Here is a 23,752-nt window from a genome sequence, read left to right as displayed (position 1 = left end):
GCCCCGGCTTCAGCGGGGGAGGTGTGAAAATGTCACACGCGAAGGCGCGAAGGCGCAAAGAACAAGAGGTTCACGCAGAGGCGCAGAGGCGCAGAGGCGCAGAGGCGCAGAGGCGCAGAGGCGCAGAGGCGCAGAGGCGCAGAGAAGTTTGATCCGCCGCGCAAGCGGCGGCCTCAATCAACCAACGCTTCCAGTTTTCTGCCGCTGACGCGGCCCCCCCCCGCTACTGCGTCGACACCTCTCTGCGCCTCCGCGCCTCTGCGCGAACCCCTCTCTTCTACCCTTCGCGTCTTCGCGCCTTCGCGTGAACCAAGAGCTCCCCAAAGCTTGCCCCGCACCCAAACCCAGCGCATGCCAACCCCGATGTCCCAGCTAACCCATCTCGACGAAACCGGCGCCGCCCACATGGTCGATGTCGGCCACAAGCAACCCACCAGCCGCGAAGCCATCGCCGCCGGCCGCATCACCATGTCGCAAGAAGCCGCCACGGCGATCAAGGAAGGCGCGGTCAAGAAAGGCGACGTCCTCGCCACCGCCCGCATCGCCGGCATCATGGCCGCCAAGAAGACCGCCGAGCTGATCCCGCTCTGCCACCCGCTCCCGCTCACCCGCGTCGCGATCGACCTCGCCCCCGACGACACCGGCGTGACTGTCACCGCCACCGCCGCCACCCACGGCCAGACCGGGGTGGAGATGGAAGCGCTCACCGCCGCCACCGTTGCGCTGCTCACGCTCTACGACATGGCCAAGGCGATCGATAAGGCGATGGTCATCGGCGACGTCCGCCTGCTCTCCAAGAAGGGCGGCAAGTCCGGCGACTGGGCCGCCTGACTGGCACCGGACCCTTGCGGCACCTCAAGGGTTTCCCACGGCGGTGCCGTTAACGCCGGATTCAACCACCGTCGTCAAAGCTGGCCCTGAAGGACCGAGCCGAAAGTAGTACCCACGTCATGCAGCCTGTCAGGTCCGGTACCGTTTTCAGCCTCGCGGCCGATCCGCCCCGCGCGTTCGCGGACGCGCGCGAAGCCCATACCGCGTTCGACGCCGCACTCCTGATCGCCGCCGACGCGCAATTTCCCTGCTCGCTCGAAAAGCTGACCGCCGTCGGCGCGACCTTGTGCCTGACCGCCAGCTTGGCCGCCGGCGATGCTATCACCCTCGAACTTTCCAATGGCCAGGGCATTGCCGGCCGCGTCGAGTGGATCACCGAAGGCGAAGCCGGCATCCTGTTCGACCAGCCGATCGACGTGATCGGCACCATCGCCCGTACCATCGCCGCGCTCCCCGCGGACCGCCGCCACTTGCCCCGCGTCGAGCTGCGCCAGACCGTCGCCATCCGCCAGGGCGGCCGGGTGGAGCATGGTCGCACTCGCAACATCTCCCAGGGTGGGCTCGCGATCGAAAGCACGCTCGACCTCAAGCGCGACGATCCCGTCCAACTCACGCTGGACGGTCTGCGCCCGCTGGGCGGCACCGTCCGCTGGGCGCGCGAGCGGCTGGCGGGCATCGCCTTCGATGAGGATCTGGGCTGGCAGACGCTGATGCCCTGGCTGCGCGGCGTCCAGCAGGCCGCGCTCGCCGGCGTGCCCGCCACTTCGGTCGAGGCCGAGGCCGAAGGGATGATCCCCGACAAGCACGCCATCCGCCTCGACGCCCCCGCCCGCGTCCGTGAGGGCGTGCGCTGGTGGAACGCGCGCGTCCGCGGCATCACCGCCCAGCTTGTCGAACTCGAAACCCGCGCACATCTGCTGCCGGGTGCGCAGCTCTGGGTCTCGCTGCCCGAAATCGGCGGCGGTCCCGCCTCGGTCGTGGAAACGGCAAACGGCCGCATCCTCTGCGAATTCCGCCTCCCTCTGCGCCCCAGCGACCTAGGCGCGATCACCGGCCAACGCCGCCCAACCTAAGAAAATCCTCCCCCGGAGGAGGCGGTGGCGGGCTATTCCCCTCACACCAGCGCGCCGCATCCGCAGCACGCCCACAAAAAAACCTCCCCCGGAGGGGGAGGGGGACCGCGCACGCAGTGCGTGGTGGAGGGGTATTCCCCTCATGGGACCACCCTCAAAAACCAGTCACCGCGCAGACCGCCGCAAAGCCGAACAACCCGCTTCAACCATCCACGCACTCCGGCAACCAGGCCGGCGCCACCCGGCACCGGCCCGATCCCATCACCCGCGCGAACCGCGCAGCGTGTTCAGCACCGCGATCGCCGCCACTCCAAGGAACGCCGCGCTGGTCCAGGGACGTGCCTTGGCAAACCCCTTCGCCTTCTCGGTGAGCGGCGCGTCGCCCGTGAAATGCTCGCGGAACGCGTCGGTCAGCGCTGTCTTCTTATTCGAAGCGGGCGCAGCGTCGGTCGTCGGCGCGGTGGTGACGTCATTCATTCCAATATCTCCCATCAGGGCGCGGAGATGCGCCCGTTCGGCATCAGGAACGCCCCAGAACCGCGCCGGTGCCGCCCTCACGCAGAAACCACCGCACGATCCACTCGGCCGATCACGCGCATCGCGCGCGGCACGCACAAGCCCTTGCGTGCCGCGCCCGCCTCCCCAAAGACGGGGCATGCGCCCGCTCCTCCCGCTTGCCGAAGCCCAGGCCCGCCTCCTCGCCCTCGCCGAACCGGTGCCGGCCGAGCAGGTGTCTCTCGCCCAGGCGCATAACCGCTGGTTGGCCGACGACCTCCTGGCCCACCGCACGCAGCCGTCGGCCGATCTGTCGGCGATGGACGGCTATGCCATACGCTTCGCCGACCTGCCCGGCCCTTGGCGGGTGGTAGGCGAGAGCGCCGCCGGCCGCGGCTATTCGGGCGAGGTTGCCCCGGGTCAGGCCGCCCGTATCTTCACCGGCGCCCCGCTCCCGCCGGGCACCGACACCGTGCTCGTCCAGGAGGAAGCCGCACGAGACGGCGTCACGTTGCTGCTAAACGGCGAAGGCCCGCCCCGCCTCGGCCGCAACGTCCGCCGCCGCGGCCTCGACTTCACCCAGGGCGAGCGCCTGCTGGAGGCCGGAACCCGCGTCACCGCCGCCTGCCTGGCACTGGCCGGCACCGCGGGCCACGCCACGCTCCCCGTCCGCCGCCGCGTGCGGGTCGCGATCGCCGCCACCGGCGACGAGCTCGTGCCGCCTGGCGCCCCGGTTGGCGAGGCGCAGCTTCCCGAAACCAATCGGCTGATGCTGGCCGCACAGCTTGCCGATCTGCCGGTCGACATCGTCGATCTCGGCATCCTCCCCGATCGCCAGGACCTGCTCGAAGCCGCCTTCTCCGGCCTCGACGCGGACCTGCTCGTCACCAGCGGCGGCGCGTCGGTGGGCGACCACGATCTCGTCCAGCCCGCGCTGAAGGCGGTGGGTGCGCAAATGGACTTCTGGCGGGTGGCGCTGCGTCCGGGCAAGCCGGTGATGGCCGGGCGGCTCGGACGGACCTTGATCACCGGGCTTCCTGGCAATCCGGTATCCGCCTTCGTGACGGCGATCCTGTTCGTCCGCCCGCTCGTCGCGCGTCTCGCCGGCGCGGCCGATCCGCTCCCGCGCGCAAGCCTGGCGGTGCTAGGCGAACCGCTGGCCGCCAATGGCGAACGGACCGACTATCTACGCGCCGAACTGCGCGACGGCCGCGCTTACGCCTCCACGATCCAGGACAGTTCGATGCTGCGGACGCTGGCGCGCGCCCACTGTCTGATCCTGCGCCAGCCCCATGCGCCGGCCGCCGAAATCGGCGACTCGGTGGAGATCCTCAACCTCGCTTGACAACTTAGGGGAACATTGCATAAACGTTCCGTGTCTGTTCTGGACCCGGAGGACCCTTCGATGCTCACGCGCAAGCAGCACGAGCTCATCTGCTTCATCGCCGACCGCCTCAACGAGACGGGCGTGTCTCCTTCGTTCGAGGAGATGAAGGAGGCGCTCGACCTGAAGTCGAAGTCCGGTGTTCATCGCCTTATCAGTGCCTTGGAGGAACGCGAGTTCATCCGCCGCCTCCCCAACCGCGCCCGCGCGCTCGAAGTGCTGCGCATGCCCGAGCGCAAAGCTGAGGGCCCTCAGCGCAAGTCCAGAAACCCCGCCCCCGCGGCACCTTCGCAACCTTCCATGACCCCGGCCAACGATGTCGTGGAAATTCCCCTCCACGGCCGCATCGCCGCCGGCACGCCGATCGAAGCGTTCGAAGGCGCGACCATGCTCCCGGTTCCCGCCGCGCTGCTCGGCTCGGGCGAACATTATGCGCTCGAAGTCGCGGGTGACTCGATGGTCGAAGCGGGGATTCTCGACGGCGACTATGCGCTGATCCGCCGCACCGAAACCGCCCGCGACGGCGAGATCGTCGTGGCGCTCATCGACGACGCCGAAGCAACGCTCAAATATTTCCGCAAGGAAGGCGCCATGGTTCGCCTCGACCCCGCCAACCGTGCTTACGATGCGCAGCGTTACCGCCCCGATCAGATCCGCGTACAGGGCCGTCTCGCCGGACTGCTGCGCCGCTACTAACGCATACGCGGCGGATCGACGGTCGGCGGCGCCTTCCATGGCTGTTCGCCCCCGTCGCGAACCGTACGGATGCTGCGCGAGGAAAAGGTGATCGCGACGCCGCCGGTCTGCCGCAACAAGTCGCGGTCGAGCTTCAGCCAGCGCGGGGAACAGCCCGGCGGCAGCCGCCGCTCGCTAACGACGATGTCGGATTGCGCGCAGCTTGCCATCATCGCTTTCCAGGGCACTAGGTAGGAACTTCGGGTCGCGGAAACGCGCCAGCGCCGCCCTCCGCTGCTCAGATCCACGAGACACAGATCGGCGCTGCAGCGCGCCTCGCGCGCTCCGGCCAAGTCGGCAAGCACGTCGCCAGCACCGCTATTTTCGCTCAGCATCGCACGGGTATAATCGCCCGCGCGGTCGCGGAGCAGCGCCATCGATCCATTCGACAGCCGCACCGCCAAGTGACGGCCGTCGCCACTCACCAGCAGATCGGGACCCGGCGTCAGCAAAGCCCAAATTATACCAGTGGCGAGCGGCACCAGTCCTCCCAGCCGAACACGGGTCCTCCACAGCGCGAACCACAATCCGCCGACCACGATCAGCGCATATGCGCCAGCTGGCATGGAGGGCAGCGACGCCACCGCCCCGGGCGCCGACGATGCGGCACGCGCCGATCCCAGCAGCAGCAACAGCGCTTGATTCGTAAGCCACCACGCCGGCCAACCCAGACCCGCCACGTCGAGCAACAACGCCAGCGCCTCCAGCGGCATGATGACGAAGGTGGTAAGCGGAATCGCGATGATGTTGGCCAGCGCCCCGTAGACGCCGGTCTCATGGAAGTGGAACAGCGCGATCGGCATCAGCGTCAGCTCCACCGCAACCCCGGTAAGCAGCAGCGAGCCCAGGCTGCGCATCAGCCGAGTGCCCCGGCCCTCCTCGCGCTTGGCGAACAACTCACGCAGCCTGGGGCTCTCATGTAGCACCACGATCGCGGTCACCGCCGCGAAACTCAGCTGAAAACTCGGTCCTGCCAGCGATTCGGGCCACAGCAGCAGGACCAGCAGAGCGCCTGCACCCACCAGTCGCAACGTGATCGCCTCACGCCCCAGGCTCAACGCGAGCAGCACCAGCAACGCCGCGGCGCAGGACCGGATCGTCGGCACTTCCGCCCCGGTCAGCAGCGTGTACCCCACCGCGGCGAGCGCGCCCGCGCCTGCGGCGACCATGGGCAGAGGCAAGCGCAGTGCCAACGCCGGACTGAGGGCAAGCAGCCGCAGAACCACCAGCATCGCCGCCGCGGTCACTGCCGTCACGTGCAGCCCGCTTACCGACAGCAGGTGCGCCAGCCCTGAGCGCTGCATCGCCTCGGCATCCTCTTCGGAGATCGCGCCGCGGTCGCCGGTAGCAAGCGCGCTTGCAATGCCCCCGGCACTGCCCGTGATGTGCGACTGGATGTGCGCCGACAATCGCTGCCGCAAACCCGCGCTGGCCGACCCGGCCGGTGTCAATATCCTCACCGGCGCAAAGCCCTTGCCCGTCGCGCCCAGCCGGTCGAACCAGGCCACCCGCGCAAAGTCATAGGCGCCTGGCACCGACGGTGCCGCCGGGGGCATGAGCCGTGCGCGCACCTGAATGCGGGCGCCGCGGTCTAGCCCCGTCGGCACATCTGCCTCCGGCAAGTTCACTCGGACCTTTTCCGGCAGGCTCCTCGCATCATCGGGCAGCAGGGTGACTCGCACCAACTCGCGAGCGGGCAGCCGCTCGACGCGAGCGACGCGTCCAGTCACCAGGGCTACCGCCGGCCGGGACAGCACAGGGGAAGCGACTCGCTCCGCCCGAAACCAGATAAGCAGGCACCCTGCCGCCACCGTCAGGCCGGCGACCCCGAGTAACCGAGCTGCACGACTCGTCCTGGTCGCGGCAATTCCAGCCGCTCCAACCGCGCTGGACGCCAGGCTGAAGCCAATCCACTGTTCGCGCGTCGGCAACAGGAACCATATCGCGATCCCCGCCCCAAGCAGCACCGGGATCCACAGCACCAGCTGTTCGCGCTCAACCTCGAGCCATTTTTCTGTCGCGGCGAAATACTGGCGAAACGCCGTTCGGGCACCCATTTGAAGGCGCGGCAACCCCGTGCTAGGGGCCTCGGCGGCTGATCTGGCCATCGATTTTCAAGTCTGGGAGCACGCGCGGTTGAGCGCAACATCTGATATTGCCGCAGGCAGCGTGATCACGCGCTTCGCCCCCTCGCCCACGGGCTTCCTGCACATCGGCGGCGCACGTACGGCGCTCTTCAATCTGCTTTTCGCCCGCCATCACGGCGGCAAGTTCCTGCTGCGCATCGAAGACACCGATCGCGCGCGTTCGACTCAGCCGGCGATCGAGGCGATCCTGGACGGCATGCGCTGGCTCGGCCTCGACTGGGATGGCGAGGAAGTCTATCAGTTCGCGCGCGCGCAGCGCCATGCCGAAGTCGCCCGCGAGATGCTCGCGCGCGGATTTGCCTATAAATGCTTCGCCACCGCCGAAGAGCTTGAGGCGATGCGCGCCGAGCAGCGTGCGAACAAGCAGCCGCTGCGCTATGATGGGCGCTGGCGCGATCGCCCCGAGAGCGACGCAGCCGAAGGCGCCCCGTTCGTCGTGCGCCTTCGCGCGCCGCGCGAAGGCAGCGTCACGATCGACGATCTCGTCCAGGGGCCGGTCACCGTCAACAATGCCGAGCTCGATGATATGGTCCTGCTCCGCTCCGACGGCACGCCGACCTATATGCTGGCGGTCGTGGTCGACGATCACGACATGGGCGTCACGCACGTCATCCGCGGCGACGACCATCTCAACAACGCCTTCCGTCAGCTGCCGATCTATCGCGCGATGGAATGGCCGGAGCCGCGCTATGCGCACATCCCGCTGATCCACGGTTCGGACGGCGCCAAGCTGTCGAAGCGCCACGGCGCGCTCGGCGTCGACGCATATCGCGACGAACTCGGCATCCTGCCCGAAGCTCTCTCCAACTATCTTCTCCGCCTCGGTTGGGGGCATGGCGACGATGAGATCATCAGCCGCGAACAGGCGACCGAGTGGTTCGACCTCGCCGGCGTCGGAAAGTCGCCTTCCCGCTTCGACTTGAAGAAGCTCGAAAACCTCAATGGCCACTATATCCGCGCGGCTGACGATGCGCAGCTTGCGGAGCTGATCGTGCCGCGCCTCGGCTTCGAGCCCAGCGAGCCACAGCGCACGCTGCTCGCCTCCGCGATGGCAGTGCTGAAGCCCCGCGCCGCGAACCTGCTCGAACTCGCAGACGGCGCCGGTTTCCTGTTCCGCACGCGCCCGCTGGCATTGGACGAAGGCGCCGCGGGCCTGCTGGAGGGCGACGCACGCGGGTTATTGTCGCGGGTGCATGCTGCGCTCCACGCCATTGCCACCTGGGATACCGAGACACTCGAGGCGGCAGTGCGCGCCGTCGCGGAGGATGCGGGCGTGAAGCTGGGTGCAATCGCACAGCCATTGCGCGCCGCATTGACGGGCCGACGAACCTCTCCGGGCATCTACGACGTTCTGGCACTACTGGGACGTGAAGAGAGCCTCGGCCGTATTGCCGACCAGATTAAATAAGAATCCTGATTTGGGTCAGATAAGGACACGAATATGAGCGACACCGCGAAGCTGAACGTGGCGGGAAAAGACGTCGAATATCCGGTGCTGTCGGGCAGCGTCGGACCCGACGTCGTCGACATCCGCAAGCTGTATGCGCAGACCGGCACCTTCACCTACGATCCCGGCTTCACCTCGACCGCGTCGTGTGAATCGGGCCTGACCTATATCGACGGTGATGAAGGTGTTCTACTGCACCGTGGCTATCCGATTGGCCAGCTCGCCGAGCAGTCGAGCTTCATGGAAGTGGCATATCTGCTGCTGAATGGCGAGCTGCCGAACGGGCAGGAGCTCGACAAGTTCAACAGCACGATCACGCGCCACACCATGCTCCACGAGCAGCTGGCGACCTTCTATCGCGGCTTCCGCCGCGATGCGCACCCGATGGCCGTGATGTGCGGCGTCGCCGGCGCGCTCTCTGCCTTCTACCACGACTCGACCGACATCACCGATCCGCAGCAGCGCATGATCGCGTCGCACCGGCTGATCGCCAAGATGCCGACGATCGCGGCGATGGCGTACAAGTACAGTGTCGGCCAGCCCTTCCTGTATCCGGACAATTCGCTGTCCTACACCGGCAATTTCCTGCGCATGACCTTCGGCGTTCCGGCCGAGGAATATGAAGTGAACCCGGTGGTGGAGAAGGCGCTCGACCGCATCTTCATCCTCCACGCCGATCACGAGCAGAACGCCTCGACTTCCACCGTGCGTCTCGCCGGTTCGTCGGGCGCGAACCCCTTCGCGTGCATCGCCGCGGGCATCGCCTGCCTTTGGGGTCCGGCGCATGGCGGCGCCAACGAGGCGGCGCTCAACATGCTGCAAGAAATCGGCCGCCCCGAGCGGATTCCCGAGTTCATCGCCCGCGCCAAGGACAAGAACGATCCGTTCCGCCTGATGGGCTTCGGCCACCGCGTCTACAAGAACTACGATCCGCGCGCGACGGTGATGCAGAAGACCGTGCGCGAAGTGTTCGAGTCGCTGGGCGTCAACGACCCCGTCTTCGAAGTCGCGCTCCAGCTCGAGGAACTCGCGCTCAAGGACGACTACTTCATCGAGAAGAAGCTGTTCCCCAACGTCGACTTCTATTCGGGCGTGATCCTGTCGGCGATCGGCTTCCCGACGACCATGTTCACTGCACTGTTCGCCCTTGCCCGCACCGTCGGCTGGGTCGCGCAGTGGAACGAGATGATCTCGGATCCCGAGCAGAAGATCGGCCGCCCGCGTCAGCTCTACACCGGCCCGGTGCAGCGCGACTACGTGCCCGTCGCACAACGCTGATCCTGAAACGGGGGCTCCGCTGGTCCGGAGCCCCTCGTCAAAGTGAACCTCAGCCTACGAACCGGTTCAGCATGGGGTAGTGCTCCGACCGGTACCTCTCCAATCATCGAGATAGAGAGGAGCCACAGGATGAAGTTTCGGAAGATCATTGCCGCCGCCGCCCTGGCCTTTGCCGGAGTCGCGGCTGGCGCGTCACCCGCCGCGGCTAGCCCAGCCACCGTCAGCGCGGCTGCAAGCACGGCGACCTTCATGGCGGCGAGCGCCGTCACCAACATCCAACGCTACGGCGACAACGATCGCTGGGGCCGCGACGACCGTCGCTGGGATCGCCGCGACCGCCGCAGCCGCGGCTGGGATCGCCGCCGCTACGACGACCGCAGGGGCTATCATCGCAGCCGCTATGACCGCTCGCGTCGCGCCTGCTGGAACGAGTGGCGCCGCGGTCGGCCCGTGACGGTCTGCGCGCGCCGCTAAGCCGCTGCGCGAGATCCCCTCTTCGGGACCCATGCAAAGCAGGATTTCAACTGCTGCACTAGAGCGGTCGGGCGTATGACGCCCGGCCGCTCTTTGCATCTTGAACCCTTCTTGCCTGGAAGCGCGCAAACAGCGCGCTGCCCTCAATTTCTCTAACCTTTCAGCGGATCGCGAAGCAGTGTCGGCTATTGCTCGCTGCCGAACGCTTCCAGCCTCAGCGGCAGCGTGAACACGAAGCGCGCGCCCATACCCGGTGCGCTATCCACCGTCAGGTCGCCGCCCATCGCCCGGGCCAACCGCCTCGCGATATAGAGCCCGAGCCCGCTTCCGCCCGGCTCCGCCGGATCGACGCGCGTGAACTTGTCGAAGATGCGCTTCTGATCCTCGGGCGCGATGCCCTTGCCTTGGTCGGCGACGATCACATGGCCGAAGCCGTCCTCCCGCTCGAGCCGGATCCACACCATGCCGCCCGCGGGCGAGTAGCGGACGGCGTTGCCGATCAGGTTCACCAGAACCTGCAACGCACGCCGGAACTCACCCGTGACGGGTAGCCGTTCGTCGAGCGCGGGCTTGTCGACCCGCACGTCGGACTGTTGCGCGCGAACCGTCAGCAGGCCCGCCGCACGCCGCGCCACATCGGCAAGGTCGAGCGGCTCGGGCGCGATCGTAAAGTCCAGCCGCTCGATCGCCTGCAGATCGACCAGATCCTCGACGAGCCCCAGCAGATGCCGTCCTGCGCTCGCGATATCGCCTGCATATTCGGCGTAGTCCGGCTTCAACGGGCCCTCGGTCTGCGCGCTGATGCTGTCGGCATTGGCGATGATCCGCCCTAGCGGTTCGCGCAGGGCACGGTTCAGCCGCTGGCTGAACGAGTCGGGAAAGCCGCCGAACGGCCCGGGTGTCGGCAACGGCGCGTCGGGTTCCGGCAGCGCCACATCCTCGCTGTCCAGCATGTACGCCGCGCCGATGAACCCGGCGAAGCGCCCCGCGGGATCGGTACGCGGCGCCGCCTCCAGGCGGACGCTGCGACCAGTGCCACGCAGCTCCGCTTCCTGACCGCGAAAGCGTGCTTGCGCCGCGACTGCGTTCAGGATCGGCAAGTTGCCGCTGTCGTCCTGCTCCAGGCTGAACAGCCGCGTGATCGGTTGCCCGAGCATCATCGCCACGTCGAACCCGTAACGCGCGCCAGCATCGTCGGAAATAAAGGTAATACGCAGCGAGGCATCGGTTTCCCAAAGCCAATCCGCGGCAGACCGCAGGAAGTCGCCATCCCGCTCGGGATCGTTTGCCGGTCCGCGCCAGCCCTGCTGAGCACGCCAACCGCTTACTTCCAGCCGCACGCTGTCGCTTTCGGGCTCGGCGCGCACCCAAAGTTCGATATCGTCTTCGCCATCGGCGGCGACCACATTGCGCGAAATGGCGATACCCAGCCGCTGCGCCAGCCGGGCCAGCGCTGCGATTTGCGGGATGGCGAGCGGCGCGCCGACGCGGCCTCCCGCGCGTTCGTTCAGATCGGCAAGCCGCATTTCGGCGTCGAGCAACCGCCCGGAATTATCTAGCCGGCCGATCGCAGTGACCGGAAGAGACTCGGCGGCTCTCATGTCATGTTCCCCGATGGGGCCAGGGCCAGGATCGCGGCGCAATAATCCGGGTGCAGCCTCAAGGTCGCGACTGCCCTGCCTGCTTCGATCGGATCCAGCGCCATGATCTCGTCGAGCCGGTCGGCAAATTGTTCGAGGCCGCGACGCGCATCGGCTTCGCACAGCGCATAGCCGATCTGCGCCACTGCACCGCGGGGCAGGTCCAGGGCGCGCAAGGCCACCCACAGCCCCTCGCCCGCCGGATCCAGCACCAGGTCTCGTGCAGCCGGAAAGCCGACGCCCAGCCCATGGGCCAGGATTGCGATGAACAGCACCACGCGTCCATCGCCAAGCGCTTCGATCAACAGGGCCGCAAGTTCGTCGGGCGGCGCGTCCAACGCCGCTGCGAAGCGCAGCGCGGCGTCCTCCAGGCGGTCGCCTTCGTCATACGCCGCTAAGCTGCGCAGCGCCGCTTCCGACAGCACCCGATCCACGGCCACGCCTTCGGCGCCCGATGCGGCGGTCGTCTCGCGGATTGCCGCCGCGACCCACCAGGTGAGCCGATGCTGCAGCTCAGGGGGCAAATCCCCCGCTTGCCCGCTTCCGCCAGTGCCTCTCCGCCGGCTCTCCGCCATCAGCAGCGCCACAGCACCGTTGGCGAGCATCCGGTCCGGATTCTGGGAAAATCGGTTCAAAAGGCTTGGCTGCTCAGGGTTGTCGGGCGCATGCATGGGCAATGCAGCGGCGAGCGCCTCTTGTCGCACGCGTGCAATAAGTTCGGCCATGAGCCCGGCGTCGCGAAGCAGCCCCGACTCGGTCAGCCGCTGATAAACGGCATCATCGATCCGTTCGAGCGCCGCTATCAGGCCGCTCTCGCCCCGAGCGGCGAGCAGATGCCGTGCATCTCCGCGGATTCCCGTCTCGATGCCATCGACCAGCCTTTCGAGCATCAGCGCCAGTTCGGAACGGAGTCGCTCGCCTAGGCGAACGGCTTCGGGCAGGAAGAAATCGTCGATTGCCAGCTTCAGGTCGCGCGCAGCACGGGCCTGCGTCGCCACCGCGCGTGCGAGCAGCTTGCCGGCGCCCAGGGCGGAACCATGGCGCATCTCGTGAAGTCGATCCGACATCGACTGCGATCTAGCAGAGCCATGATTAAGACGAGACTAAGCTTTCACTCGAGTCGCCTCGACAGCCGCAGCGAGTGTGCCAAAGGCGTACAGGGTGCAAATACCCAGTCCGATTGCCACCCACCCGGCAAGGGCAAACGGCGTGAGCACCAGCAAGTGCGCCGACGGGCTTGCCCACCAGCGCCGCGGCCGCGAGGGCGCCCGCTCCACCAGCAACTGCGCCGCGACGGCGACCAGCGCCAATACCATGGGCGTGGACGAGTCGATCTGCGCCTGCTCGACCCAGCCGGAAACCAGAGCCACGCCGCCGAACAACCCCAGCATGGCCCAAGCGAGCATGCGCGACCGGCGCTCTTCCCCTCGCAAGGTGGTGAGAGACGCCGCGGTCGTGATCGCTAGGCCGGCGACAAGTGAGACGACCAGCCCCGTGCCGGTCCACGCAGCACCGAGCGCAACCAGCGCGAGGACCCCGAGCAACCCGCCCGCGGCGACGGGTCCCCAGTCGGGCACGTTGCGCGAGACGAGCTCCGGCAGAGCGAGTCTGGCAATGCGGGTGAAAACCCAGCGGTCTGCCCAGTCGGTGCGGCGTTCGCTCAGCGCCGCGAGCACGCCGGTGTTGCGCGCCGCGAGTCCTTCTGCGGTGCGCTCGACCGCATGTCCGCCCCGGAGCCAGCCGCTGGTCAGCGCCACATGCTCCGCCCCCGACTGCGCCGTCACGCGAAGCAGCGCAGACTGAAAGTCGTAATCCTCCGGCATGGACGCGATCTGCTTCAGTTGCGGGAGCGAGATCCGCGCAACGCCCGCCCAACAATGGCGCATGTCCAGCCGCTCGATCGCGGCGAGCGAATCGGCCTGATCTGTCACGAGAAGCGCCTCCGGCCCTTCTCCTCCCATTCGATCGATCACCGGGTCGGTCGTCACCAGACCATCGGCAAGCACGAGCACGCGCGTACCCGCCGGCATCTTTTCCGCCGCTTCTTCGGCGGATCGCACTACGTCCAGCGCGACGCCCCGCCGCGACGCCCGGTTCACTGCAGCCAGCAGTCCCGGCGTCATCCTGCCGACCGCGACCAAGACTTGCTCGGCGCCCGCGCCCACCAGCAGCCGCACTTGATATTCGAGCAGCGTCATGCCCCCGAACGGCAGTGTAGCCACGAGCGTACCTGGCCGGTCGCTCGCCTCCTCGATTGCAAAAATCAGCCCCGCCAACATGCGGGCGTGGTTAAGCGGATTGTGCGCGTCCTGCAAACCCCGCTCGCGCGCCGAAAGGACGTTCTCAGTACAGAAGGAAGCTCTGGCGCGTTTCTATCCAAGCCGCCTCGTCCGGCAACGTCAGCGAGTCGAGATCCGCGGGCATAGCTGCGGCCTCGTCCACCCATTCGCGTAGGCCCGTTCCGCCGTTGATCACGTCGATCGCGAGCTTGTCGAACTCATACTCGTAGGGGAAGTCCCGCCACAGGGCATAGTCCGGATAGAGCCTGCGGATCGCCTTGAAGCCCAAGGCCTGGAGCCTCCAGGGCTGGAATGCGGCATGAAGGTAGCCAGGCCCTTCCGCGTGAAGGAACACGCCCGAGCAGAGCTGACCGACATGCTTGTGGAAGGTTGGCTGGAACCACATGTCGCGAAGGATCACGCCCTCCAGCCATTCGGGCGCGAGGCGACCCATCTCGCCGATCACCACCTTTGCGTCGATGTCCGGCGCGCCGAACAGCTCGAGCGGTCGCGTGGTGCCCCGCCCTTCGGACAATGTTGTCCCTTCGAGCATCACCGTGCCGGCATAAGCCCGTGCCATGTTGACGTTGGCGGCATTCGGACTCGGGTTGATCCACACCCGCTCGGGGGGCCAGCCGAAGCCGGGCGCTTCCTCGGGGTTCCAGCCGTCCATCGTGATTACGCGATAGTCGACGTCGAGCTTGTAGTGGGCGATGAACCAGTGACCCATTTCGCCAAGCGTCATGCCGTGCCGCATCGGCATCGGCCCTGCTCCGACAAAGCTTTCCCAGCTAGGTCGAAGTGTCAAACCTTCCACCGGGCGGCCTGCGGGATTGGGCCGGTCCAGCACCCAGACCGACTTGCCGTGCGCCGCCGCCGCTTCAAGCACGTAGAGCAGTGTCGTCAGGAAGGTATAGATCCTGCAGCCGACATCCTGAAGATCGACGAGCATGATGTCGAAGGTCGTCATCGAAGCGTCGGTCGGGCGCCGGACCTCGCCGTACAGGCTGAACACCGGCATGCCGTAGCTCGAGTCGGTGAAGTCCGGCGACTCCATCATGTTGTCCTGCAGGTCGCCGCGGACGCCGTGCTGCGGACCGAACACCGACGTGATGTTCACGCCGGCCGCCATGAGCCCGTCGAGCGAATGCGTCAGGTCTGCGGTAACCGATGCCGGATGCGCGAGCAGCGCAACGCGCTTGCCTTCGAGAGGACGACGAAGCTGAGGGTCGGCGAGCAGCCGGTCGATGCCGAAATTCATGGCGTCTTCGCTGCCGGGAGTTCGAGCACGAAGCAAGCGGGATCATGGAAATCGGGCTTGCCCGGCGGATGCGCGAGTGCCCAATAGGACTTCGTCCCGTCAGCCTCCTCGATGACGGCGGTCACGTTGGCCTGAAGCGCCACGCCGGGTAAAAGCGCGGTTGGGTCCAGTTCGACCTTCATAGCGTAGGCGACGCCATCCTCGGGCTTTATCTGCCCGATCTTCGGATCGACCCTTAGCGGCAGATCGCACATCCCCTCGCGGTACGACGCGAATTCATATGCTGCCCAACGGGTGGAGGGCGAGAAGTTCATCTCCATATAGCCTTCACTTCCAGACCGACGCAGGAACAGCTCGAAGCACGTCGTCTTCCATAGCTCGTCGGCGCGCTCGGAGGTCCGCCGCTCGGGAAGCGCCGGCACCGCACCCCGCACCTGGAAAGTCAGCGTGCACGCGCCGTCAGCCATACACATCTCGACATCGACGCCCGTCACGGCGCTCGGCGCGAAGCCAGGATGCGGAATCAGCGAATAGATCACTGCACCTGCGTGCCCGAACCGGCCCGCCGATGAAAGGCCGGACCGAAACCGCGTCCCGTGGGTTGGGGCGGAACCCAGTCTCGGAAGGTCCTTCGCATGCTTCGCTCCATCCTCATCGGCCTCGTGGCAGGCGCGCGCTCGATGACCCCGCTGGCGGTGGTCGCCAACGCCGCGCGTACCGGCACGCTGCCCCAAGACAATGGCGCGCCGCGCTTCCTGGCCAACCCGCTCGTATCGCTCGGCGCCACCGCCCTCGCGACTTATGAGCTGATCGGGGACAAGCAGAAGAGCGCGCCAGATCGGATCATCCCGCCCGCGGTGATCATCCGCAGCATGAACGCCGCCTTTGCGGGCATGGCGCTGGCACCCCGCAACGAGCGCTTCCCGGCGGCCGCAGTCGCGGGTGCGACGGCAGTGCTCGCCTCCTACGCCACCTTCGCGGCCCGCATGGTCGCCATGCGCAAAGGCAGCCAGTTTGTCACCGGCGTCGTGGAGGATGCCATCGCGGTATCGACCGCAGTCGCGGCGGCACGCGCGCACCTGCCCGAGCTGCCAGCGCCCACCCGGCAACTCTCGGCTCCGCATTGAGCGGCACGCCCTGCGCCAAGCCGGCGGAGGGATGACGCGGCGCCGCTCAGCGGCTATGCGGCCCGCACCATGACGCAATACAAATCCGATCTGCTTCGCCTCCTCGCAGAGCGTGGGTACATCCACCAGCTCACCGATGCCGAGGGCCTAGACGCGCTCGCCGGCAGCCAGGTGGTTCCCGGCTATATCGGTTTCGATCCCACGGCGCCGTCGCTCCATGTCGGGCATCTCGTGTCGATCATGATGCTCCGCCAGCTTCAGCGTGCGGGCCACAAGCCGATCGTGCTGATGGGTGGCGGCACCGGCAAGATCGGCGACCCCAGCTTCAAGGATGAAGCCCGCAAGCTGCTGACCGGCGATCTGATCCAGGAAAACGTCACCTCGATCAAACGCGTGTTCGAACGCTTCCTGACCTTTGGCGATGGCCCCAGCGATGCGATCATGCTCGACAATGCGGAGTGGCTGGATCGCCTGGAGTACATCCCCTTCCTGCGCGACATCGGACAGCATTTCTCCGTCAACCGGATGCTCAGTTTCGACTCGGTTAAGCTCCGGCTCGACCGGGAACAGTCGCTCAGCTTCCTCGAGTTCAATTACATGATCCTCCAGGCCTATGACTTCCTGGAGCTGTCGCGCCGCGCCGGTTGCCGGCTGCAGATGGGCGGATCGGATCAGTGGGGCAACATCGTCAACGGCGTAGAGCTGTCGCGCCGCGTCGATGGCACGCAGGTGTTCGGCCTCACCACGCCGCTTCTGACCAACGCCGACGGCACCAAGATGGGCAAGAGCGTAGGTGGCGCGGTCTGGCTCAACGAGGATCAGCTATCACACTTCGACTATTGGCAGTTCTGGCGCAACACCGACGACCGTGACGTCGGCACGCGCCTCCGCCTCTTCACCGATCTCCCGCTTGCGGAGATCGCCCGTCTTGATGCGTTGCAGGGCGCGGAAATCAACGAAGCCAAGAAGATCCTCGCCAACGAAGCCACTGCCCTTTGCCGCGGCGGCGAGGCGGCGGCGCTTGCGGCCGAGACCGCCCGCAAGACCTTCGAGGAAGGCACTGCCGGAAGTTCGCTGCCGACCCACATCGTGCCCGGTGGCAGCATCGCAGTGGTCGATGCGCTGATCGCGCTCGGCCTCTGCGCATCCAAGGGCGAGGCCCGCCGCAAGATCGGCGAAGGTGCGATCCGGCTGGACGATCAGCCGGTATCCGATCCCGCCGCGATGGTGACGGTGACGGGCCAGGCCAAGATCAGCTTCGGCAAGAAGCGCCACGGACTCCTCGTATCCGGACAGTAAGACCGCGTTAAAGGGTCGCCGATATCATCTGCATGGTTCCTCAGATGTTGAGAGGCGCGTGTGGGTATAGCGTTCGGAAACCTTGCCGTTGCAGACGATCGTTGCGAGATGCGCGACGAGGTTCATTACCGCGCGCGCGCTTTCGGGCCTGATGCTCGGCAGCTCGGCTTCCTGGTCGTCAACCTCTCACCACACGGGCTGATGGCACGATGCGATAGCCCGTTCGAGCTGGGCGAGCGGCTGCGGGTGGTGCTGCCGGTCACCGGATCGCTGGTGGTGGAAGTTCGCTGGTCGCTCGGCGGACGGATCGGCGGCCGCTTCGAACACGCGATCGACCTGGCGAGCTATTACGAACTGCTCGCGGTGCTTCTCAAAGCCGCTTAGCCCGAACGCAGCAGCCCTACCGCTGCGTCGCGCTCGAAAAGATACAGCGCCGTCCGTGCGGCCTCACCGCGCGCACTCTTCAGCTTGCGATCCTGATCGACCAGCAGCCGCGCGTCGGCATTGGCCGCTTCCATCAGCGCACTCAGCATCTCCGGCTGGGCGAGCCGGAACTGCTGCTCTCCCGACTGGCGCGTGCCCAACAGCTCTCCCGCTCCGCGCAATTCCAGATCCCGTTCGGCGATGACGAAGCCGTCATTGGTGTCGCGCATCAGCGCCAGCCGCGCCCGTGACGTCTCGCTCAAGCGTTCGCCGCGCAGCAGCACGCAGTGCGACTTGCCGCCGCCCCGGCCCACGCGTCCGCGCAGCTGGTGCAGCTGGGCCAGGCCGAACCGGTCGGCATGTTCGATGACGATCAGTGTCGCGTTGGGCACGTCCACGCCGACTTCGATCACCGTAGTGGCGACAAGCACGCCATGCTCGCCGGCGGAAAAGCGGCGCATGACCTCATCCTTTTCAGGACCCTTCATGCGGCCGTGCACCAGTCCGACCTTGTCGCCGAACCGCGCCTTCAACTCGGCGGCGCGCATTTCCGCCGCGGCGAGGTCGGTCTTCTCGCTTTCCTCCACCAACGGGCAGACCCAATAGGCCTGCTTGCCCGCTTCAAGATGGCGCCCAAGCGCCTCGACGATCGCCCCCAGCCGCTCCTCGGAAATCACACTGGTCTCGATCGGCTCACGCCCCGGCGGCATCTCGTCGAGACGGCTGACGTCCATCTCGCCATGGGTCGCGAGTTGCAGCGTGCGCGGGATCGGCGTCGCAGTCATCACCAGCAAATGCGGGGGCAGCTGCGCCTTGGCCTGCAGCATCAACCGCTCGGCCACGCCGAAGCGGTGCTGTTCGTCCACCACCACCAGGCCGAGATTCTTGTAGCCGACGCCTTGCTGAAAAATGGCGTGGGTGCCGATCAGGATGTCGATCGACCCATCGGCAAGCCCCATCAGCGTCGCCTCGCGGGCCCGTCCTTTGTCGCGCCCGGTCAGAATGGCGACTCGGATGTCGAGCCCAGCCAGCGTCCGGCTCAGCGTTTCGAAGTGCTGGCGTGCTAGGATCTCGGTCGGGGCCAGCAGCGCGCCCTGAGCACCCGCCTCTGCCGCAATCAGCAGCGCCATCAGCGCCACCAGCGTCTTGCCCGATCCGACATCCCCCTGAAGCAGACGCAACATTGGCTGCGGCTGCGCCATATCGCCCTCGATCTCGCGAATCGTCCGCGCCTGCGCGCCCGTCGGCGTGTAGGGCAGCTGCAACGCCTCACGCAGGCGTCCGTCGCCGGTCAGCGGCAGTCCTCGCTTCGCCCGGGCCTCGCCCCGCACCAGCAACAGCGCCAATTGATTGGCGAAAACCTCGTCATAGGCCAGCCGCTCACGCGCCTTCGCGTCCGCCGGATCGGCATGGATCGCGGCAAGCGCCATCCGCCAATCGGGCCAGCCATGCCGAGCCTTCAAGCTCGGCTCGATCCATTCGGGCAGTTCTGGCGCGCGTTCGATTGCCTGAGCCGCAAGCGCGCCCAGCCGGCGAGACGTGATCCCCTCCGAACAGGCATAGATCGCCTCGCGCCCCTTTGCCTCGCCGGCACGATCGAGCGGCAGCACGTCGGGGTGCACGATCTGGAGGAAGTCGCCGTATTGCTCCAGCTTGCCCGACACCCATTGCGGTTCGTCGACCGGCAACAGCTTCTTGGCCCAGCCCGAACTGCCGCCGAAGAACACCAGGCTGACATGGTTGCCCTTGCCGTCCACCGCCTGCACCCGCGCCGGCGTTCGGGCGCTCCCGCCCATCCGATAGCTGACCGGCGTCAGCTGGATTGCGACGATGCGGCCGACATCGGCCTGGAACAGCTCGTCGCGCTCGACGCGGTCCAGGAAACCGGTCGGCAAATGGAACGCGACGTCGACCACGCGCGCCAGGCCCAGCCGCTCCAAAGGCTTGGCTAAACCCGGGCCGATGCCCTTCAGCGCGGTCACCTCCGCGAACAGTGGATTGAGAATGTCGGGTCGCATGGCTATCTGCTGGCCCGTATAGCCCAGCCGGCTGCGCGTTCCAGCGCCGTCGGCCAATCGCCGTTTTGGAGATCGCATGGATCGCGAACATCGTCTCAAGCGCCTGCGCTTCCGCGCATGGCACCGCGGCACCAAGGAGGCCGACCTGCTGATCGGCGGCTTCTTCGACGCGCATGGCGCCGATTGGCAGGACGAAGAAGTCGCGCTGTTCGAGGCACTGCTCGAGGAGCAGGACGTCGACATCATGGCCTGGGCAATGGGAACCGCTCAGGTGCCTGAACGCTACTCGGGGACGGTGATCAACGCGCTGAAGACCCTGAGCTACGTTCCGATCGAACGATAACGCCCTCTCCTCGATTTCGGAGAGCAAGAAGAAGCACCGATGCCTGACCTGAAGACGATTCTCTCCGCCACCCGCCCGCTGACCCTCGCCGGCACGCCAACAGGCTTCCAGCCCTGGATGCTCGCCGATCTGGCACGCGCCGCTGGCTTGGCCGTATTCATCGCGCCGGACGAGGCCGCGATGCGGGCGATCGCGTCGACCGCGCCGTTTTTCGCGCCCGAATTGGAAGTGCTGAGCTACCCGGCGTGGGACTGTCTGCCATACGACCGTGCCTCGCCGACGCTGCGGGTGATGTCCGAACGCCTCGCGACGTTATACGCGCTTCAGACTAAGGCGAGCGGGCCACGCCTGCTGATCACCACTGCCAATGCAGTCACGCAGCGGACATTGACGCCGTTCCGCATCCGCCAGTTGGTGGCGAAGCTCGCCCCGGGCGAACGGATCAGCCTGGAACGGCTGACGACGCTGCTTCAGTCCAACGGATATATCCGCCTCGACACTGTCAACGATCATGGCGAATTCGCCGTGCGCGGCGGCCTGGTCGATCTGTTCCCATCGGGCGCCGAGCAGGCGCTTCGTCTCGACTTCTTCGGCGACGAGATCGAAAGCGTCCGCACCTTCGATCCCCAGGACCAGCGTACCACCGGGCGCGTCGACGGGTTCACGCTCCTGCCCGCGTCCGAGGCGCTGCTCGATGAAGACAGCATCAAGCGCTTCCGGGCACGGTATCGCGAAAAGTTTGGGGCGAACGCGACCGGCGATCCGCTATATCAGGCGATCAGCGATGGTCGTCGTCTGGCAGGCATGGAGCATTGGCTGCCCCTGTTCGAAGAGCGGCTGGACATGCTGTTTCAGCATCTTCCGGATGAGGCGGTGATCGTCCGCGACGTTGGGACGGACGGCGCCGCCGAGCAGCGCTTCGAAGCGATCGCCGATTATCAGCAGAACCGCGTTCGCGCCGAATCGAGCGCGCCGGGAAGCTATCGCCCCCTCGCTGCCGATGCGCTGTACCTGTCACCGGATGAGTGGACGCAGGCGCTCGATCATGGGCCGGTGCACACTGCGACTTCGTTCCACGAACCCGAAAGCGCCCGGGTCCTCGAGTTCAACGTGGACGGCCCTCGCGACTTCACTCCCGAGCGGACGGCTGGAACCAATGTCTACGAAGCGGTCGTGGCACATCTGGCAAAAGTCCGTCGCGACGGCCGCAAACCCATCCTCGCCAGCTACTCGTCCGGTGCCCGCGAACGGCTCTCCGGCCTGCTGACGGATCACGGCCTGAAGGGGACCGTGGCGGCCGAAACCTGGCAGGAGGCGCTCGGCGTGGCCGACAAGGGGGTGGCCCTCGTCGTCCTGCCGCTCGACCATGGCTTCACCGCGCCCGACATCGCGGTGCTTACGGAGCAGGACATGCTCGGCGACCGGCTGGTCCGCCGATCCAAGCGCCGCAAGAACACCGACGCGTTCCTTCAGGAACTGGCAACGCTCTCGCCCGGCGACCTCGTCGTCCATGTCGATCACGGCATCGGGCGCTACGAGGGATTGACTCAGGTCCCCGTGCAGAAGGCCCCGCACGACTGCGTCGCGCTCAGCTACGCCGGCGGCGACAAGCTGTTCGTACCCGTCGAAAATCTCGAAGTGCTCAGCCGGTACGGCTCGGGCGAGGAAGGTGCGACGCTCGACCGCCTGGGCGGCGAAGCCTGGCAACGCCGCAAGTCGAAGATGAAGGAGCGCATTCGCGAGATTGCGGGCGAACTCATCCTTACCGCCGCCAAGCGGGCGATGCGTCCTGCCGAGGTGGCCGAGCCCGACCATGGCGGCTACCCCGCCTTTGTCGATCGCTTCCCGTATGAAGAGACCGACGATCAGGATCGGGCGATCAGCGACGTCCTTGGCGACCTCGCAGCTGGCCGGCCGATGGATCGGCTCGTCGTCGGCGACGTGGGCTTCGGCAAGACCGAAGTGGCACTTCGTGCCGCTTTCGTCGCGGCGATGGCCGGCATGCAGGTAGCGGTGGTGTGCCCGACCACGCTGCTGGCGCGCCAGCATCACCGCAACTTCTCCGAACGTTTCCAGGGCTTCCCGCTCGAGATTGGCCGCTTGTCGCGCCTGGTCCCGGCAGCCGAAACCAAGGCGGTCAAGGACGGACTCGCCAAAGGCACGATCGACGTGGTGATCGGCACGCACGCCATCCTGGCTAAATCCGTGGACTTCAAGCGTCTCGGTCTTGTCATCGTCGATGAGGAGCAGCGCTTCGGCGTGACGCACAAGGAGCGGCTGAAGGCGATGAAGGCGGACGTTCACGTCCTCACTCTCACTGCCACTCCGATCCCGCGCACGCTGCAGATGGCGATGAGCGGCCTGCGCGAACTCTCGGTGATCCAGACACCGCCGGTCGACCGATTGGCCGTGCGCACCTATGTCATGCCCTGGGATCCGGTGGTGCTGCGCGAGGCGCTGCTGCGCGAGCATTATCGTGGCGGCCAGGCATATTTCGTGACCCCGCGCATCGCCGACCTTCCCGATATCGAGAAGTTTCTGGCGCACGACGTGCCCGAGATTTCGTACGTCGTGGCCCATGGTCAGATGTCGCCGACGGAAGTCGAGGAGCGGATGTCGGCTTTCTACGACCGCCGTTACGATCTGCTCGTCTCCACCACGATCATCGAGTCCGGGCTCGACATCCCCAGCGCGAACACGCTGATCGTCAACCGCGCCGACAAGTTCGGCCTGGCTCAGCTCTACCAGATCCGAGGGCGCGTCGGTCGCGCCAAGACGCGCGCCTACGCCTATATGACCACACCTCCGCAACGGCAGATGACCGAAGCGGCCGACAAGCGGCTCAAGGTTTTGTCTGATCTGGAATCACTCGGCGCGGGGTTCCAGCTTGCCAGCCACGATCTCGACATTCGCGGCGCGGGCAACCTGCTTGGCGACGAGCAGTCGGGCCATATCAAGGAAGTGGGCTACGAACTCTACCAGTCGATGCTGGAGGAGGCGATCCTGGATGCCAAGGCCGGCGGCATGCGCGAGGACATCCGGCCCAAGGACCTGTCGCCGCAGATCACCGTGGATGCGCCGATCCTCATCCCCGAGGACTATGTTCCGGACCTGGACCTGCGCATGGGGCTCTATCGCCGCCTCAACGACGTCGAGGATCGCCGCGGCATCGAGGAGTTCGCCGCCGAACTGATCGACCGCTTCGGCAAGCTGCCGGAGGCGACCGAGAACCTCATCACTCTGATCGAGGCCAAGCTCAACGCCAAGAAGGCATGCGTCGCCAAGCTGGACGTGGGGCCGAAGGGCGCGCTGGTGTCGTTCCACCAGGACAAGTTCCCCAACATCGACGGGCTTCTCGCCTATGTCGACAAGCTGGAGGGGACGGCCAAACTGCGCCCCGACATGAAGCTGGCGATCACCCGCGTCTGGGCAAACCCCAAGGCGCGCCTCAACGCCGCGCTTCAACTGTCGCGAGGGCTCGCAAAGGCGGCCGGATAG

The 23,752-nt window shown here is 66.6% G+C and carries 20 protein-coding genes; 12 read left to right on the top strand and 8 right to left on the bottom strand.

What is annotated here, in order from left to right; translation table 11 throughout:
- The first annotated feature begins 363 nt into the window (after nt 1-363).
- Together moaC and LZ586_RS01500 are read left to right on the top strand one after the other, a co-directional pair.
- Nucleotides 364-831, top strand: coding sequence for a cyclic pyranopterin monophosphate synthase MoaC (moaC, locus tag LZ586_RS01505; protein WP_235077944.1), 468 nt, complete (start codon nt 364-366; stop codon nt 829-831).
- 119 nt (nt 832-950) lie between these two features.
- The gene (locus LZ586_RS01500; RefSeq protein WP_235077943.1) at nt 951-1,904 is read left to right on the top strand and encodes a PilZ domain-containing protein; all 954 of its coding nucleotides are present in this window, start codon (nt 951-953) and stop codon (nt 1,902-1,904) included.
- 261 nt (nt 1,905-2,165) lie between these two features.
- Here the strand turns inward: LZ586_RS01500 and LZ586_RS01495 are convergent, their stop codons facing one another.
- The gene (locus LZ586_RS01495) at nt 2,166-2,381 is read right to left on the bottom strand and encodes a hypothetical protein (protein WP_235077942.1); all 216 of its coding nucleotides are present in this window, start codon (nt 2,379-2,381) and stop codon (nt 2,166-2,168) included.
- A 178-nt stretch (nt 2,382-2,559) separates the two neighbouring features.
- Here LZ586_RS01495 and glp point away from each other — a divergent pair, with 178 nt between their 5' ends.
- Entirely contained in the window at nt 2,560-3,744 is a 1,185-nt protein-coding gene (glp, locus tag LZ586_RS01490; RefSeq protein WP_235077941.1) for a gephyrin-like molybdotransferase Glp, read from the top strand.
- A 60-nt stretch (nt 3,745-3,804) separates the two neighbouring features.
- Complete coding sequence (gene lexA / locus LZ586_RS01485; protein ID WP_235077940.1) at nt 3,805-4,479, top strand: transcriptional repressor LexA; 675 nt, start codon at nt 3,805-3,807, stop codon at nt 4,477-4,479.
- On the opposite strand, the gene LZ586_RS01480 is transcribed toward lexA, so the two are convergent.
- On the bottom strand, nt 4,476-6,575 hold the full coding sequence (locus tag LZ586_RS01480; protein ID WP_235077939.1) for a ComEC/Rec2 family competence protein: 2,100 nt from the start codon (nt 6,573-6,575) through the stop codon (nt 4,476-4,478). The genes lexA and LZ586_RS01480 overlap by 4 nt on opposite strands.
- A 79-nt stretch (nt 6,576-6,654) precedes the next feature.
- Here LZ586_RS01480 and gltX point away from each other — a divergent pair, with 79 nt between their 5' ends.
- The 3 genes from gltX to LZ586_RS01465 all read left to right on the top strand — a co-directional run bounded on the left by gltX (nt 6,655) and on the right by LZ586_RS01465 (nt 9,864).
- The gene (gltX, locus tag LZ586_RS01475; RefSeq protein WP_235077938.1) at nt 6,655-8,073 is read left to right on the top strand and encodes a glutamate--tRNA ligase; all 1,419 of its coding nucleotides are present in this window, start codon (nt 6,655-6,657) and stop codon (nt 8,071-8,073) included.
- A 33-nt stretch (nt 8,074-8,106) separates the two neighbouring features.
- On the top strand, nt 8,107-9,390 hold the full coding sequence (locus tag LZ586_RS01470) for a citrate synthase (protein ID WP_235077937.1): 1,284 nt from the start codon (nt 8,107-8,109) through the stop codon (nt 9,388-9,390).
- Nucleotides 9,391-9,519: 129 nt separating this feature from the next.
- Nucleotides 9,520-9,864 (top strand): hypothetical protein, encoded by a 345-nt coding sequence (locus LZ586_RS01465; protein ID WP_235077936.1) that lies wholly within the window; start codon nt 9,520-9,522, stop codon nt 9,862-9,864.
- A 185-nt stretch (nt 9,865-10,049) separates the two neighbouring features.
- Here the strand turns inward: LZ586_RS01465 and LZ586_RS01460 are convergent, their stop codons facing one another.
- From LZ586_RS01460 to LZ586_RS01440, 5 genes are all read right to left on the bottom strand, one after another.
- Nucleotides 10,050-11,465, bottom strand: coding sequence for an ATP-binding protein (locus LZ586_RS01460; protein WP_235077935.1), 1,416 nt, complete (start codon nt 11,463-11,465; stop codon nt 10,050-10,052).
- The gene (locus tag LZ586_RS01455; protein WP_235077934.1) at nt 11,462-12,571 is read right to left on the bottom strand and encodes a DUF2336 domain-containing protein; all 1,110 of its coding nucleotides are present in this window, start codon (nt 12,569-12,571) and stop codon (nt 11,462-11,464) included. Before LZ586_RS01455 ends, LZ586_RS01460 begins: the two co-directional genes overlap by 4 nt.
- Before the next feature lie 36 nt (nt 12,572-12,607).
- Nucleotides 12,608-13,783, bottom strand: a complete 1,176-nt coding sequence (locus tag LZ586_RS01450; protein WP_235077933.1) for a hypothetical protein — start codon at nt 13,781-13,783, stop codon at nt 12,608-12,610.
- 64 nt (nt 13,784-13,847) lie between these two features.
- Complete coding sequence (locus LZ586_RS01445) at nt 13,848-15,044, bottom strand: exo-beta-N-acetylmuramidase NamZ domain-containing protein (RefSeq protein WP_235077932.1); 1,197 nt, start codon at nt 15,042-15,044, stop codon at nt 13,848-13,850.
- A complete protein-coding gene (locus tag LZ586_RS01440; RefSeq protein ID WP_235077931.1) occupies nt 15,041-15,583 on the bottom strand; it encodes a DOMON-like domain-containing protein in 543 nt (180 codons plus the stop codon). Before LZ586_RS01440 ends, LZ586_RS01445 begins: the two co-directional genes overlap by 4 nt.
- 96 nt (nt 15,584-15,679) lie before the next feature.
- Here LZ586_RS01440 and LZ586_RS01435 point away from each other — a divergent pair, with 96 nt between their 5' ends.
- The 3 genes from LZ586_RS01435 (at nt 15,680) to LZ586_RS01425 (ending at nt 17,854) form a co-directional block, all read left to right on the top strand.
- On the top strand, nt 15,680-16,171 hold the full coding sequence (locus tag LZ586_RS01435; protein WP_235077930.1) for a DUF4126 domain-containing protein: 492 nt from the start codon (nt 15,680-15,682) through the stop codon (nt 16,169-16,171).
- 69 nt (nt 16,172-16,240) lie between these two features.
- Nucleotides 16,241-17,470 (top strand): tyrosine--tRNA ligase, encoded by a 1,230-nt coding sequence (gene tyrS / locus LZ586_RS01430; RefSeq protein WP_235077929.1) that lies wholly within the window; start codon nt 16,241-16,243, stop codon nt 17,468-17,470.
- A 108-nt stretch (nt 17,471-17,578) separates the two neighbouring features.
- Nucleotides 17,579-17,854 carry a PilZ domain-containing protein gene (locus LZ586_RS01425; RefSeq protein WP_235077928.1) on the top strand — a complete coding sequence of 92 codons (276 nt, stop codon included), beginning with the start codon at nt 17,579-17,581 and terminating at the stop codon, nt 17,852-17,854.
- Here LZ586_RS01425 and recG read toward each other — a convergent pair.
- Nucleotides 17,851-19,989: an ATP-dependent DNA helicase RecG gene (gene recG / locus LZ586_RS01420; protein ID WP_261346023.1), complete on the bottom strand. Its 2,139-nt coding sequence runs from the start codon at nt 19,987-19,989 to the stop codon at nt 17,851-17,853. The genes LZ586_RS01425 and recG overlap by 4 nt on opposite strands.
- Here recG and LZ586_RS01415 point away from each other — a divergent pair.
- Nucleotides 19,988-20,254, top strand: a complete 267-nt coding sequence (locus LZ586_RS01415; protein ID WP_235077927.1) for a succinate dehydrogenase assembly factor 2 — start codon at nt 19,988-19,990, stop codon at nt 20,252-20,254. The genes recG and LZ586_RS01415 overlap by 2 nt on opposite strands.
- A gap of 39 nt (nt 20,255-20,293) precedes the next feature.
- A complete protein-coding gene (gene mfd, locus LZ586_RS01410) occupies nt 20,294-23,752 on the top strand; it encodes a transcription-repair coupling factor (protein ID WP_235077926.1) in 3,459 nt (1,152 codons plus the stop codon).

It is taken from the genome of Sphingomonas sp. S2-65 (assembly GCF_021513175.1).
In the GTDB taxonomy this organism is placed as follows: Bacteria; Pseudomonadota; Alphaproteobacteria; order Sphingomonadales; family Sphingomonadaceae; genus Sphingomonas.
The sequence above is the reverse complement of the archived record's forward strand: the minus strand, read 5'-3'. Positions and strand labels throughout refer to the sequence as shown.

Excerpts from the sequence above, each read along its gene's own strand:
- LZ586_RS01415 (WP_235077927.1), top strand. The coding sequence starts at position 19,988 with ATGGATCGCGAACATCGTCTCAAGCGCCTGCGCTTCCGCGCATGGCAC.
- LZ586_RS01435 (WP_235077930.1), top strand. The coding sequence starts at position 15,680 with ATGCTTCGCTCCATCCTCATCGGCCTCGTGGCAGGCGCGCGCTCGATG.
- LZ586_RS01500 (WP_235077943.1), top strand. The coding sequence starts at position 951 with ATGCAGCCTGTCAGGTCCGGTACCGTTTTCAGCCTCGCGGCCGATCCG.
- LZ586_RS01480 (WP_235077939.1), bottom strand. The coding sequence starts at position 6,575 with ATGGGTGCCCGAACGGCGTTTCGCCAGTATTTCGCCGCGACAGAAAAA.
- recG (WP_261346023.1), bottom strand. The coding sequence starts at position 19,989 with ATGCGATCTCCAAAACGGCGATTGGCCGACGGCGCTGGAACGCGCAGC.
- LZ586_RS01460 (WP_235077935.1), bottom strand. The coding sequence starts at position 11,465 with ATGAGAGCCGCCGAGTCTCTTCCGGTCACTGCGATCGGCCGGCTAGAT.
- glp (WP_235077941.1), top strand. The coding sequence starts at position 2,560 with ATGCGCCCGCTCCTCCCGCTTGCCGAAGCCCAGGCCCGCCTCCTCGCC.
- moaC (WP_235077944.1), top strand. The coding sequence starts at position 364 with ATGTCCCAGCTAACCCATCTCGACGAAACCGGCGCCGCCCACATGGTC.
- LZ586_RS01450 (WP_235077933.1), bottom strand. The coding sequence starts at position 13,783 with ATGTTGGCGGGGCTGATTTTTGCAATCGAGGAGGCGAGCGACCGGCCA.
- mfd (WP_235077926.1), top strand. The coding sequence starts at position 20,294 with ATGCCTGACCTGAAGACGATTCTCTCCGCCACCCGCCCGCTGACCCTC.
- LZ586_RS01470 (WP_235077937.1), top strand. The coding sequence starts at position 8,107 with ATGAGCGACACCGCGAAGCTGAACGTGGCGGGAAAAGACGTCGAATAT.
- LZ586_RS01445 (WP_235077932.1), bottom strand. The coding sequence starts at position 15,044 with ATGAATTTCGGCATCGACCGGCTGCTCGCCGACCCTCAGCTTCGTCGT.
- LZ586_RS01425 (WP_235077928.1), top strand. The coding sequence starts at position 17,579 with ATGCGCGACGAGGTTCATTACCGCGCGCGCGCTTTCGGGCCTGATGCT.
- tyrS (WP_235077929.1), top strand. The coding sequence starts at position 16,241 with ATGACGCAATACAAATCCGATCTGCTTCGCCTCCTCGCAGAGCGTGGG.
- LZ586_RS01465 (WP_235077936.1), top strand. The coding sequence starts at position 9,520 with ATGAAGTTTCGGAAGATCATTGCCGCCGCCGCCCTGGCCTTTGCCGGA.
- LZ586_RS01495 (WP_235077942.1), bottom strand. The coding sequence starts at position 2,381 with ATGAATGACGTCACCACCGCGCCGACGACCGACGCTGCGCCCGCTTCG.
- lexA (WP_235077940.1), top strand. The coding sequence starts at position 3,805 with ATGCTCACGCGCAAGCAGCACGAGCTCATCTGCTTCATCGCCGACCGC.
- LZ586_RS01455 (WP_235077934.1), bottom strand. The coding sequence starts at position 12,571 with ATGTCGGATCGACTTCACGAGATGCGCCATGGTTCCGCCCTGGGCGCC.